This window comes from Geodermatophilus sp. CPCC 206100, assembly GCF_048569675.1.
Taxonomy (GTDB): Bacteria; Actinomycetota; Actinomycetes; order Mycobacteriales; family Geodermatophilaceae; genus Geodermatophilus.
Window position 1 is genome coordinate 44461 of the sequence record NZ_JAQISV010000020.1, and the last position, 12310, is coordinate 56770.

The 12310-nt window shown below is 75.2% G+C and carries 11 protein-coding genes; 2 read left to right on the forward strand and 9 right to left on the reverse strand.

The window, feature by feature from the left end:
* Positions 1-36: 36 nt before the first annotated feature.
* Entirely contained in the window at positions 37-1758 is a 1722-nt protein-coding gene (locus PGN05_RS11395) for a fibronectin type III domain-containing protein (protein WP_419752654.1), read from the reverse strand.
* Positions 1759-1910: 152 nt separating this feature from the next.
* A complete protein-coding gene (locus PGN05_RS11400; RefSeq protein ID WP_419752655.1) occupies positions 1911-3272 on the reverse strand; it encodes a hypothetical protein in 1362 nt (453 codons plus the stop codon).
* 302 nt (positions 3273-3574) lie between these two features.
* Here PGN05_RS11400 and PGN05_RS11405 point away from each other — a divergent pair, with 302 nt between their 5' ends.
* Positions 3575-4504, forward strand: a complete 930-nt coding sequence (locus tag PGN05_RS11405) for an SMP-30/gluconolactonase/LRE family protein (protein ID WP_419752656.1) — start codon at positions 3575-3577, stop codon at positions 4502-4504.
* Between the two features lie 6 nt (positions 4505-4510).
* Here the strand turns inward: PGN05_RS11405 and PGN05_RS11410 are convergent, their stop codons facing one another.
* The 5 genes from PGN05_RS11410 to PGN05_RS11430 form a co-directional block, all read right to left on the reverse strand.
* Positions 4511-5368 carry a tetratricopeptide repeat protein gene (locus PGN05_RS11410; protein ID WP_419752657.1) on the reverse strand — a complete coding sequence of 286 codons (858 nt, stop codon included), beginning with the start codon at positions 5366-5368 and terminating at the stop codon, positions 4511-4513.
* Between the two features lie 80 nt (positions 5369-5448).
* Positions 5449-6426: a TIGR03557 family F420-dependent LLM class oxidoreductase gene (locus PGN05_RS11415; protein WP_419752658.1), complete on the reverse strand. Its 978-nt coding sequence runs from the start codon at positions 6424-6426 to the stop codon at positions 5449-5451.
* Between the two features lie 58 nt (positions 6427-6484).
* The gene (locus PGN05_RS11420) at positions 6485-7669 is read right to left on the reverse strand and encodes an ABC transporter permease (protein ID WP_419752659.1); all 1185 of its coding nucleotides are present in this window, start codon (positions 7667-7669) and stop codon (positions 6485-6487) included.
* Entirely contained in the window at positions 7666-8586 is a 921-nt protein-coding gene (locus PGN05_RS11425; RefSeq protein ID WP_419752660.1) for an ABC transporter ATP-binding protein, read from the reverse strand. The genes PGN05_RS11420 and PGN05_RS11425 overlap by 4 nt, the downstream gene beginning before the upstream one ends.
* Before the next feature lie 81 nt (positions 8587-8667).
* Positions 8668-9384, reverse strand: coding sequence for a hypothetical protein (locus PGN05_RS11430; RefSeq protein ID WP_419752661.1), 717 nt, complete (start codon positions 9382-9384; stop codon positions 8668-8670).
* Positions 9385-9473: 89 nt separating this feature from the next.
* On the opposite strand from PGN05_RS11430, the gene PGN05_RS11435 reads away from it, so the two are divergent.
* Entirely contained in the window at positions 9474-10142 is a 669-nt protein-coding gene (locus PGN05_RS11435; RefSeq protein ID WP_419752662.1) for a UdgX family uracil-DNA binding protein, read from the forward strand.
* Positions 10143-10172: 30 nt separating this feature from the next.
* On the opposite strand, the gene PGN05_RS11440 is transcribed toward PGN05_RS11435, so the two are convergent.
* Together PGN05_RS11440 and pdxH are read right to left on the reverse strand one after the other, a co-directional pair.
* The gene (locus tag PGN05_RS11440; RefSeq protein WP_419752663.1) at positions 10173-11561 is read right to left on the reverse strand and encodes an MFS transporter; all 1389 of its coding nucleotides are present in this window, start codon (positions 11559-11561) and stop codon (positions 10173-10175) included.
* Complete coding sequence (gene pdxH / locus PGN05_RS11445; protein WP_419752664.1) at positions 11558-12205, reverse strand: pyridoxamine 5'-phosphate oxidase; 648 nt, start codon at positions 12203-12205, stop codon at positions 11558-11560. The genes PGN05_RS11440 and pdxH overlap by 4 nt, the downstream gene beginning before the upstream one ends.
* Positions 12206-12310 lie beyond the last annotated feature (105 nt).

Sequence of the window (12310 nt, forward strand, 5' to 3'; positions counted from 1 at the left end):
CCGCCGGGGCCACCGGCGTTCAGGGAGTGCGGTCGATCAGTCCTGTGCGGTCCGGCGACGCCGGCTCACGACCAGGAGCGACCCGCCGACGGCGAGCGCACCGAGGCCCAGCAGCGCCGGGACGAGCGGCTCGGCGCCGGTGTAGGCGAGGTCGCCGGCCTCGTCGGTGGCGGTGGCGACACCAGCGGCGTCCACGGTCACGTCCATCCGCAGGAACCGCTGGGTGCCGTCGGGCGCCGTCCCCGAGGCGATCAGCGAGTGCCGGCCGGCGGCGAGATCGGCCGGCACCTCGACCTCGAGGCGGAAGGCGCCGTTGCCGTCGGTGCGGACCGTGCCGAGCACCTGCGGCTCGGAGTAGATGATCACGCTGACGTCGGTGCCCGGGGCGAAGCCGGTGCCGACCACCACGAGCTCCTCACCGGGCGTCACCTCGGTGATCCGGCCCTTGTCGGTGGTGAGCGTCAGCGGCGCGTCCGGCACGGTGGGCGGCACGACCGGGGCCTGCGGCCCCCGCGGGACGGTCGGAGCCGGCGTCGTCGGCGTCGTCGGCGTGGCCGGGGTGGGCGCGGGGCGCGTGGAGACTGTGACGGCACCGAAGGCCTGGCTCGCCGGTCCGGTGCGGCCGTCCTTCGCGGCGCGGACCTGGAAGACGTACTCGTGTCCCTCGACGAGACCGCCCCGGGTGGCCGTCAGCTCCCCGGTCTCCGGGTCCTCCTGCACGCCGCTCAGCGCCGACCAGGTCTGCCCGCCGTCGGAGCTGACCTCCCAGCCCGGGTCGAGCGACTCGTCCCCGGTCTGGACGGTCCACGCCAGGCGGACCTCGCCGGCGGAGTCGGACTCCGCGGACGCCGGCGTGACGATCACGGGGAGCGGCGGGCAGGCGACCGCCGTGACGTCCACGATGCCGTCCGCGGTCGCGATGGACGACCGGCCGTTCCAGTCAACGGAGATCGACGGGTCCTGGGCGATCCAGTTGGCGCCGCCGCCACCGCCCGCACCGCGGTATCCCTCGTTGCCGGAGTCGTAGGCGCTCGCACCGGAACCGCCGCCCCCGTGCCCGTTGCCTCCGGCGCCCGCGCCCTCGGGGGCGTCGGCACCCAGCCACTGCCCGCCGGTGTGTCCGTCGAAGTGGTCCGTCGCCATCTGGCCGGCGGCCCCACCCGCGCCGGCGGTCCCGGGTCCACCGCCCCCGACCGTCACGCCGTCGACGACGGCGTCGGCCGCGGCCGTGGCCGACTCGTCCGCGCCGGGGTCGCCGGGCGCGCCGCCGCCGTGGCCGCCGAGTGCTCCGGGCACGGTGCCGCCGCCGCCACCACCCGCGGCGACGAGGAGCGCGGTGAGCTCCCGCACCGCAGAGGTGCCCGAGCCGGTCGTGGTGACGAGGGAGACGACCGAGGCCGCACCGCCGTACCCGCCGTTGCCGAAGTCCCCCTGCGCGCCGGCCCGGACGTCGAAGACCTGGCCGGCCGACACCTCGACGCGCGCCTCGACCGAGCCACCGTTGCCGCCCGCGGACAGGTACCCGCCACCGGCGCCACCGGCCAGCACGAAGACCAGCTCGCAGACGCCGGGGGCCACGGTGACGTCCTCCGGTCCGCCGCCGGGCAGGAACGTGCCCAGGTGGGTCGTCGTCCGGCCGTCGTCGGCCGCCGCCACGCCGGGGAGCAGCACGCCCCCGCCGAGGGCCACCGAGAGCCCGACCGCACCCGCGGCCAGGGCCCGGACGGCGCTGCGCCGCTCACCAGAAACCGCACTCACAGATGTCCTCGTCCCATCGGGGCGACCGCACCGCGGCGCCAACACGCACTCGTGGTGTGCGTATCGGCAGCTCGGGTGGCGGACGAGCGTCGAGCGGGCCACGAGATGTGCCCATGCGCGCGGCTCCTCCTGGCACTCCTCGGCGGGGCGCCTCACCTGCACCAGGCGTTCCAGGCGGCCCACCCGGAGACGCCGACGGCGAGCGCACCGAGGCCCAGCAGGGCCGGGACGAGCGGCTCGGCACCGGTGTAGGCGAGGTTGTCGCCCGACTTGGCGCCGGTCGCCGTGCCGGCGGCCGCGACGGTGACGTCCATGCGCATGAAGCGCTGCTGGCCGTTCGCGTCGAGCCCGGAGGCGACGAGCGAGTGCTGACCGGCCGGCAGGTTGGCCGGGACGGTGAACGCCTTCTGGAAGTTCCCGTTGGCGTCGGTCAGAGCGGTGCCGAGGACCTGCGGCTCCGAGTAGATGATCACCGTGACGGTGCTGTTGGGCGCGAAGCCCGTACCGATGATGGTCACCTGCTGACCGGGGGCCGCCTCGGTGATCTTGCCCTTGTCCGTGGTCAGCGTGAACGGCGTGCTGGGGGCCGTGGTCGGGACGACCGCCTTGGCCGGCACCTGCGGCGTACCCGGCGTCGCCGGCACCTCGGTCACCGGCACGGGCACGGGCACGATCTCCTTCTCCGGCGTGGTTCCGGTGCCGTTCTCGCCGGTGCCGTTCTCGCCGGTGCCGTTCTCGCCGGTGCCGTTCTCGCCGGTGCCGTTCTCGACGGGCGCGCACTCGTCAGCCGAGATCTGCACTTCCTCCGGTGCACTGGCCGCGCTGTGGTCGTCGCCCACGCGGGCCTGAATGGTGAAGTCGTACCAGTCACCGGGGTTGTAGTCTCCCGGCTTCGCAGTGAGGACGTCACCGACCTGCACCACCGTCAACTGGTAGTAGCCGTCCGTGGTCAGCTCGATGTCGCCAACGGGGGTCCCGGAGCCCTGGTCCCCCTCGATGAGCGGCACCTCGCCGGTGCCCGTGGAGCCCTCGCCGGTGCCCGTGGAGCCCTCGCCGGTGCCCGTGGAGCCCTCGCCGGTGCCCGTGGAGCCCTCGCCGGTGCCGGTCGAGCCCTCGCCGGTGCCGGTCGAGCCCTCGCCGGTGCCGGTCGAGCCCTCGCCGGTGCCCGTGGAGCCCTCGCCGGTGCCCGTGGAGCCCTCGCCGGTGCCGGTCGAGCCCTCGCCGGTGCCGGTCGAGCCCTCGCCGGTGCCGGTCGAGCCCTCGCCGGTGCCGGTCGAGCCCTCACCCGTGCCGGCCGAACCATCACCCGGGTTTCCGGGGCCGTCGCCCTGGGCCGCAACGGCCTTCACCCAGTACGTGATCTCGCCCGTGGCGTCACCGGTGTAGGTGGCCTTGCTGAAGGTGAGGGCGACAGTTCCCTCGCACGTGTCCGTCTTGTCGCTGTCGATCACCGGAGCGACCCAGGTGGAGGTCTCCGCCCCGGCGACACCGGGGAGCAGCAGGGTCCCGCCCATCGCGATCGAGAGCCCGGTCGCCCCTGCAGCCAGGGTCCAGGCGACCCCACGCCGTCCGTCAGAAGTTGTCTTCACAAGTGGTCCTCTCCCCGTCAAGTGCCGAACTGGCGCCCGGCATCGGTACTGGGGGTATTCATACCTGCACTCACAGCGAGTTCTCAGGGCCTCAACCCGACAAAAACTGCCAAGGCTCGTATCGATTCGTCGGAAGCGGGCCGGTGATCTCCCCCACCCGTCACACCGGCATCTCTGACGCCATCCGTCACCGGGCGCGAGGGGTGCGGGGACCGGAGAATGCCCTCGTGGAACGCCTGCGCGCCGCCGCCGCCGCCCTCGGTCCCGCGCAGCACGGCGAGGGCCCGACGTGGGACGCCGACCGCGGCGAGCTGCTGTGGGTGGACATCGCCGGCGGGCTCGTGCGGCGGGCGACGGTCGCCGCCGACGGCACCCTCACCGAGACGGCGTCCGACCACGGCGGGGACACCGTCGGCGCCGTCGTCCCCGCCTCCGCGGGAGGCTGGCTGCTGGCCGCCGGCGGCGGGTTCACGCACCTGGCCGAGGACGGGACGGCGCGGGTCCTCGCCACGCTCGCCGGCGAGGGCGGCACCGAGGACAGCGGCGGCACCCGCATGAACGACGCCGGGTGCGACCGCGCCGGGCGGTTCTTCGCCGGGACGATGGCCTTCGACCAGCGGCCCGGCGGCGGGACCCTCTACCGCCTCGACGTCGACGGCACGGTCACCACGGTGCTCGAGGGGCTGTCCGTCTCCAACGGCATCGGCTGGTCACCGGACGACCGCACCGTCTACCTCGCCGACTCCGGGCCCGGGGTGGTGCACGCCTTCGACTACGACCCGGCCGCCGGCACCTTCTCCCGCGGCCGCGTGCTGCTGGAGTTCGACGGGACCGACGGCGTCGCCGACGGCCTGACCGTCGACGACCAGGGCTGCCTGTGGACCGCGCTCTGGGGCGGCGGCCAGGTGCGGCGCTGGTCCCCGGACGGCGACCTGCTGGCGGTCGTCGACGTCCCCGTCGCCCAGACGTCCAGCTGCGCGTTCGCCGGGCCCGGCCGGGACCTGCTGGTGATCAGCACCTCCACCGAGGGCTTGGACGACGCCGCTCGGGCCGCCCAGCCGGACGCCGGCCGGCTGTTCACCGCGCGCCCGGGCGTCACCGGCCCGGCGGCGTTCCCCTACCGCGGCCCGCTCGGTGCCCTGCGCCAAGTCGTGTGAGCGCCGTCAGCCCTCGAGCTCCCGCAGCGCCTGCGCCGCCAGGTCGTCGCCGTCGGCCGCCCCGAGCCGAAAGTGCTCCAGCGCGCCGTCCAGGTCGCCCCGCTCGGCCAGCAGCACCGCGAGGTTGTGGTGGCAGTACGGGTCACCGGCGGCGATGCCGGCGCGGTAGGCCTCCTCGGCCGCCTCCAGGTCGCGCAGGTCCTCGACGTAGAGGTTGCCCAGCGGCAGCCACGCCGGGGTCTCGCCGAGCTTGGCGCCCCGCTCCAGGGTGAACCGCGCCTCGGCGAGCCGGTCGGTCGCCCGGAGCAGTGCGGCGAGCGCGGTGCGGGCGCCGGCGAACCGGCCGGCGCCCATCCGCAGCTCGCCCTCCAGGGCGACGTCGCCGGTGGCCGCCCACTGCCAGCTCGCGACCACGGCGGCCGCACCCGCGTCCCCCGTCGCCGCCACCTGCTCGGCCACCGCCAGCGCCTCCTCCGACTCCCCCTGCTCGCGCAGGAGGAAGGCCAGCTGCAGCCCGCCCTGGCTGTCGCCGGCCCGGCCGGCCCCCTCGTAGGCGCGCATCGCGCCCGCGAGGTCCCCGAGCTCCTCGAGCACCAGGCCGAGGTTGACCCACGCGTCGGCCTCCCCGCCGGCGAGCGCCTGCTCGTAGGCGTCGGCAGCCTCCTCGACCCGCCCGCGGGCGGCGAGGCTGTTGCCCAGGTTGAACCAGCCCAGCGCCGCCCCCAGCTCGGCGGCGCGGCGGAAGCAGCGTTCGGCGTCCCGGTCGCGTCCGGCGTCGGCCAGGTCGCAGCCCAGCTCGATGATCACGTCGGCGTCCCGGCAGGCGTGCAGCCGCCGGAGGCGCCCGTCCAGGTCCTTCCCCATGCCGGTGATCATCGGGGCGGCCGGTGGTCGGCGTCGTCCCCCGGGAGTGGCGTCTCACCCCGAGGAGGCGGTGCCCCGGCTCACCCCCCGAAGGCCTCCCGCCAGGCCGGCAGCAGCGTCCGCTGCGTCCACTCCAGGAACGGCGCCTGGTGCTCTCCGCCGATCTGCACGAGCGCGAGGTGCGTGAAGCCGGCCTCGGCGTAGGCCCGCGCCCCCTCGATCACCGCCGCGACGTCGTCACCGCACGGGATGCTCGCGGCGACGTCCTCCTCCCGGACGAACTGGCTGGCCGAGTCGAAGGCCTGCGTGCCCGGCAGCTCGGCGTTGACCTTCCAGCCCAGCCCGAACCAGCGGAACAGCGTGTGCGCGCGGGTCACCGCCGCCGCCCGGTCGGTGTCGAAGCAGATCGGCATCTGCCCGATCCGGGGCTTGCCCGCCCCGCCCGCGGCGTCGAACTGCTCCCCCAGCTCGGCGTTGGGCTCGACGGCGATCATCGCGTCGGCGAGCTCGCCGGCGATCCGGCAGGACTGCGGCCCCGAGACGGCGACGCCGATCGGCACCCGCTGCTCGGGGAGGTCGAACAGCTTGGCCGACTCGACGTCGAAGTGCTCGCCGCGGACGTTGGTGTACCCGCCGTCGAACAGGTCGCTGATGATCTGGATCGCCTCGACCAGCATCTCCTGGCGGACGTCGGCCGGCGGCCACCCCGCACCGACGACGTGCTCGTTGAGGTTCTCGCCGGCGCCCAGGCCGAGGGTGAACCGGCCGTCGGCGAGCAACTGCAGCGTCGCGGCCTTCTGCGCCACGACCGCCGGGTGGTACCGGAAGCTCGGGCAGGTCACGTAGGTCATCAGCGGGATGCGGCTGGTGGCCTGCGCGGCGGCACCCAGCACCGTCCACGCGTGCGGCGCGTGACCCATCTCGTCCAGCCACGGGAAGTAGTGGTCGCTGCTGACCGCGAAGTCGAAGCCGACCTCCTCGGCGCCGACCACGTGGCTGACGAGGTCCTTGGGCCCGGCCTGCTCGGTCATCATCGTGTAGCCCAGCTGCATCGCCATGCCGCCGCGCTACCCGGGGCCGGCGGGCGGCAACCCGCGCCGCCGGCCCCGTCCGCCCTCAGGCGCTGCCGGCCCGCAGCGCCTCGCGGATCTTCGTCTTCCCGCTGGTGCGCAGCAGCGCGCCGGCGTACACCCGCCCGCCGAGCCGCACGATGAGCGCGATCGCCACGAGCATGAGGACGACGGCCAGCGCCACCTCCCACAGCGCGACCTCCCCCGTCGCCTGCCGCACCGGCATCACCAGCGGGGACAGGCCGGGCACGTAGGAGGTGACCGTGGCCAGCGTGCCGGTCGGGTCCCCGGCGGCCTGGATGGCGACGATGAAGCCGACGACCAGCAGGATCGTCGTCGGCGTCAGCACGCTGCCGAGGTCCTCCTGCCGGCTGACCAGGGAGGCGGCGACGGCGAACACCGAGGCGTAGAAGGCGTAGCCGAGCACGAACCAGGCCACGACGGTGAGCACGGTGCTGATCAGCTCGCCGGGCACCGAGACGACGTCGAAGGCCAGGGCCGCGCTCACCCCCACGATGCCGATCACCACGATCTGGCCCAGGCCCAGCACACCGAGGCCGAGGATCTTGCCCGCCAGCAGCTGCCAGGGGCGCATGGTGGCCAGCAGCAGCTCGACGACGCGACTGCTCTTCTCCTCCACCACGCCCTGCGCCACGAACTGGGCGAAGAGGATCAGCAGGCTGTACAGGACGGCGACGCCGATGATCGCCACGATCACCCGCTGGCCGTCGTCCTCGGCGTCGCCCAGCGGGGTCACCGCGACCTGGGGCAGGGTCTGCAGGTCGACCCCGGCCTCGAGCAGCCGGTCGGAGATCGCCGCCCCGGTGACCGCGCCGCTGACGACGGCCTCCATCGTCGCGTCCCGCTCCCCCACGAGCAGCTCGGGGTTGGGTCCCGCGCCCTCGACCAGCGCGCCGTCGACCTCCTCGTCCTCGACCGCGGCGCGGGCGGCGGCCTCGTCGGCGTACTCGACGATCTCGACGTCGACGCCGACGGTCTCACCCTGCGCCTGGATCGCCGGACCCAGCTGACCCGCGTCGCCGACGATGCCCAGCCGTCCCTCGTTGCCGCCGGAGTTCACGGCGACCTGGAAGGCCATGACGCCCACCAGCAGCAGGACGATGACGATCGAGCTGATGATGAAGTTCTTGTCGCGGATGCGGCTGGAGATCTCCCGGCCGGCGACCAGCCGGACCAGGGCCGCCGCACTCGGCGTGCGCGGCTCGCTCATGCCGCCACCTGCTCGCCCTGGGCAGCGGGCTCGGCCACGGCCTCCCGGAAGAGCTCGACCAGCGTCGGCTCGCGCCACGCGAAGTGGGTGACCCGGCCGGTCCGCAGCGCCGCGGCCAGCACCCCCTGGTCGTCGGTGGTCGGGTCCAGCTCGAGCAGGGTGTCCCCCGCCTGCTGGGAGACGACCCGCACGCCGGGGAGCCCGGCGGCCCAGCCCTGCGGCGCGTCGGGGACGACGACCCGCAGCAGCCGGCCGGCCTCGCGCCGCCGCAGCTCGACGACCGGGCCGGTGGCCACCATCCGGCCGCGGGCCAGGATGCCGACCGAGTCGCACAGCCGCTCGACCAGGTCGAGCTGGTGGCTGGAGAACACGACGGGGACCCCGCCGCGCACCTGCTCCAGCAGCGCCTCGGCCAGCGAGTCGACGCCGACCGGGTCCAGGCCGGAGAACGGCTCGTCGAGGATCAGCACCTCGGGCCGGCTGACCAGGGCGGCGGCGAGCTGGACCCGCTGCTGGTTGCCCAGCGACAGCTTCTCCACCGGGTCGCCGCGGCGGGCGCCGAGGCCGAGCCGCTCGGCCCAGTGGTCGGCGGCCTGGGCGGCCGGGGCGGGGTCGAGGCCGTGCAGCCGGGCGAAGTAGGTGAGCTGCTCGCGGACCTTCATCTTCGGGTAGAGGCCGCGCTCCTCCGGCATGTAGCCGATCCGCCGCCGCACCTCCTGGTCCAGCGGCCGCCCCTGCCAGCGGACCTCGCCGGCGTCGGCGCGGGCCAGGCCCATCGCGATCCGCATGGTCGTCGTCTTGCCGGCCCCGTTGGCGCCGCAGAAGCCGAACATCGACCCCGGCGCGACCGAGAAGGACACCCCCTCGAGCACCCGGTTCGACCCGTAGGTCTTGTACAGCCCCTCGAACTCCAGCACCGTTCCTCCATCCGTTCCGCGCCCCGACCGTATCGGTGGGCTGCGGTCGGCCCCCGGAGCGGTCCCGAGGACGGCGCGCCGTCAGGCCAGCCGGGCGCCGGCGCGCAGGGCCGTCACCGTGGCGCCCGCGCCGTCGCCGCGGACCCGCCAGGCGGTGCCGTGCCCGGCCACCCGGGCGCCGTCGCCGGTCAGGTGGACGGCGGTGTCCTCGTCGAGCGCCAGGCCCTGCCCGTCCGCGACCCCGGCCAGGGCGGTCACCAACCGCGGGAGCGTCCCCCACTGGGCGCAGTGCACGTCCACCGTCCAGGGCACCAGCCCGAGGCCGGCCACGACCGTGACCTCGTCGAGGTCCTCGGCCGAGTCCTCGGGGCACACCGGCACCCCGGAGGACCGCCAGCCGCCGACCAGCGCCCGGCCGGACGCCACGGCGGCGCCGGCGGAGAAGCCGGCGTAGGGACGGTCCCCGGCGGCCAGCCAGTCCCGGACGCCGGCCGCTGCCGGGGCGAGCGCGTCGGCGTAGGCCGGGGTCAGGCCACCGCAGACGAGCAGCGCGTCGGCGTCGCCCAGCGCGGTGGGCTCCAGCCGGCTCCCGAGGCGCACCAAGACCGGCACCGGGTCGCACGGCGCCGTCCGGCGTAGGACGCCGGCCCAGCGGCCGAACTGCTCCGCGCCGTCGCCCTCGTCGAGGACGACGGTGGCCACGGTCGGCGCCGCGCCCGCGGCCTCGAGGAACGGCCCGTACAGGGCCGCGGCAGCGGAGGGGCCCCAGCCGCCGCCGATCAGGTGGACGGACGACACGACGCAGACTCTCCTCGCGGACGGGGCAGGGCCGGCACAGTGTGCCCGCCGGCGCTGCGGCCGGCGCGCATCTGCGGTCTGATCGGGCCATGAGCCAGGAGAACGTCCCGGCGCAGCCCCCGACCGGGGTGGGACTGGACGGGCTGCGCACGGCCGCCGCCGGGTGCACGGCCTGCGAGCTGTGGGAGGGCACCACCCAGACGGTGTTCGGCGAGGGGCCGGAGACCGCGCGGATCGTCCTCGTCGGGGAGCAGCCCGGCGACCAGGAGGACCGCACGGGCGAGCCGTTCGTCGGCCCGGCCGGCCGGCTGCTGGACAAGGCGCTGACCGACGCCGGCATCGACCGGCGCGACGCCTACGTCACCAACGCGGTCAAGCACTTCCGGTTCACGCAGAAGGGCAAGCGGCGGATCCACCAGACGCCCGGGCCCGAGCACCTGCGCGCCTGCCGGCCGTGGCTGGAGGCGGAGTTCGCCGTCCTGCAGCCCGAGGTGGTGGTCTGCCTCGGCGCGACCGCGGCCAAGGCGCTCATCGCGCCGTCCTTCCGCATCACCAAGGACCGCGGCCAGCTCCTCCCCTGGACGGCGCCGGGCGCGACCGGGGAGCCGGCCGACGACGAGGAGGACGCGCCGCACCAGACCTGGATGCTGGCGACGATGCACCCCTCGGCGATCCTGCGGACGCCGGACGAGGCGCGCGACGCCGCCTACGACGCGCTCGTCGCCGACCTGCGGGTGGTCGCCCACGCCCTCGCCTGAGCGTTCGACATGCGGAACGACTCGGTCCGGTCATGAAGTGGTGGGACCCGGCCGGTCCTCGCCACTCTCGGGGGCGGGCGAGGCCGGCCGGGACCCTGCCGGCGTGGTGGCGTAGCCGGTCCGCGACGCCCGGAACGCCCAGAACGACGGCACGGCCAGCGCGATGACCGCCATCACGACGACGACCACGATGCCGCCGGAGACCATCGCCGCGCTCACCGACGCGGCGCTGGCGATCGCCCCGGCCCGCAGGTCGCCCAGCCGCGGACCGCCCGTGACGACGACGATGAACACGCCCTGCATGCGGCCGCGCATGTGCTCGGGCGCGGCCAGCTGCAGCATCGAGGAGCGCAGGACGGCGGAGACCATGTCCCCCGCGCCGGCGACCGCCAGGCAGAGGACGGCCAGCCACAGCGAGGGCGCCAGGCCGAAGCCGATGATCGCCACGCCCCAGACCGCGATCGCGACCAGCACGACGGCGCCCTGCCGGTCGACCCGCGACACCCAGCCCGAGGTCAGCCCCATGAGCAGCGCACCGATGGAGACCCCGGCGTAGAGCCATCCCAGGCTGTTGGGCGAGTCGGCGTACCGGCCCTCGGACAGCTCCGGGAACACCGCCTGCGGCCAGGCGAAGCACATCGCGACGATGTCGACGACGAAGGTCATGAGCAGCACCGGCTGGGTGCGGAGGAAGACGAAGCCCTCCCCCACCCCGCGGATCGCCGCTCCCAGCCGCAGCGGACCGGCCTCCCGGCCCGGGGGCAGCGACGGCAGCCCGCGCAGCAGCAGCACGGCGACGACGAAGCCGATCGCGTCGACGGTGTAGGTGATGAACAGGTCCCCGACGGCGATCAGGACGCCGGCCAGCAGCGGCCCGACGATGACGCCGACCTGCCGGACGGTCATCGCCAGCGCGTTGGCCGCCGGCACGGCCGGCGCGCCGACCAGGGCCGGGATGACCGCGCTGCGGGCCGGCTGGTTGACCGCGGTGAAGCCCGAGACGCAGGCGGTGAGGACCCAGAGCAGCCACAGGTTGCCGCCGCCGGGCAGCAGCGCCTGGACGGCCAGCAGCGCGCTGGTCACCGCCGAGCCCACGCCGGTGACGAGCATGAGGCGGCGGCGGTCCATCGAGTCGGCGATGGCGCCGCCGAGCAGGCCGAAGACGATCAGCGGGACCAGCGCCACGATCGACGTGACGCCGACCAGCAGCGAGGACCCGGTCAGCGTGAACACCTGGAACGGAACGGCGACCAGCGTCATCTGCTGTCCGAGCATGGTCGCCGTGACACCCCAGAACAGCCGCCGGTAGTGCGGGTTGCGCAGCGGCGTGGTGTCGATGGCCCAGGCGCGGCGCGGCTGCACCGGCACCGGCTCCTCGACCGGCCCGCCACCCTCCACCGGGTCGACCGGGCTGCTCATGGAGCCAGGCGCTGGACCACCCAGCCGCCCCCCTCCTCGTCGTCCCGCACGAACCGCAGACGGTCGTGCAGCCGGTCCGTCCCGCCCTGCCAGAACTCGACCCGCTCCGGGACGACGCGGTACCCGCCCCACACCTCGGGCCGGGGCAGCCGGCCCTCCGGCGACTGTGCGTCGAGCCGGTGCAGCCGCTCGACGAGCTCGTCGCGGGAGTCGACCACGGTCGACTGCACCGAGGCGGCCGCGGCCAGCTGCGCGCCGCGGGGCCGGGGGTCCCACAGGTCGTCGGACGCCGCGGCGCCGATCCGCTCCACCCGGCCGGTCACCCGCACCTGGCGCTGCAGCGCGTGCCACGGGAAGACGAGGGCCGCGCGCGGATTGACCGCCAGCTGCGCTCCCTTGGTCGACGCGTAGCTCGTGCCGAACACGAAGCCGTACTCGTCGTAGCCCTTGACCAGGACGATCCGGGCGTCGGGGGCACCGTCGGCGTCGGCCGTGGCGACCACGACGGCGTTGGGCTCCGGGATGCCGGCGGCCACGGCGTCGCCGAACCAGCGGTCGAACTGCTCGACCCAGGTGGGGGCGAGGTCCTCCTCCCGCAGGCCCTGCCGGTCGTAGTCCCTGCGCATGCGGGAGAGGTCGGGCACGGCCCCATGCTGTCACCGGGCGACGACGGCGGCGCGAGCCGGCCGGGGCCGGCCCCCGGGGCGCGCCCGGGGTCGGCGGAGACGCCTCCGCCCCACCTGTCCTGG

Excerpts from the sequence above, each read along its gene's own strand:
- PGN05_RS11400 (WP_419752655.1), bottom strand. The coding sequence starts at position 3,272 with ATGGGCGGGACCCTGCTGCTCCCCGGTGTCGCCGGGGCGGAGACCTCC.
- PGN05_RS11410 (WP_419752657.1), bottom strand. The coding sequence starts at position 5,368 with ATGGGGAAGGACCTGGACGGGCGCCTCCGGCGGCTGCACGCCTGCCGG.
- PGN05_RS11415 (WP_419752658.1), bottom strand. The coding sequence starts at position 6,426 with ATGGCGATGCAGCTGGGCTACACGATGATGACCGAGCAGGCCGGGCCC.
- PGN05_RS11420 (WP_419752659.1), bottom strand. The coding sequence starts at position 7,669 with ATGAGCGAGCCGCGCACGCCGAGTGCGGCGGCCCTGGTCCGGCTGGTC.
- PGN05_RS11435 (WP_419752662.1), top strand. The coding sequence starts at position 9,474 with ATGAGCCAGGAGAACGTCCCGGCGCAGCCCCCGACCGGGGTGGGACTG.
- PGN05_RS11440 (WP_419752663.1), bottom strand. The coding sequence starts at position 11,561 with ATGAGCAGCCCGGTCGACCCGGTGGAGGGTGGCGGGCCGGTCGAGGAG.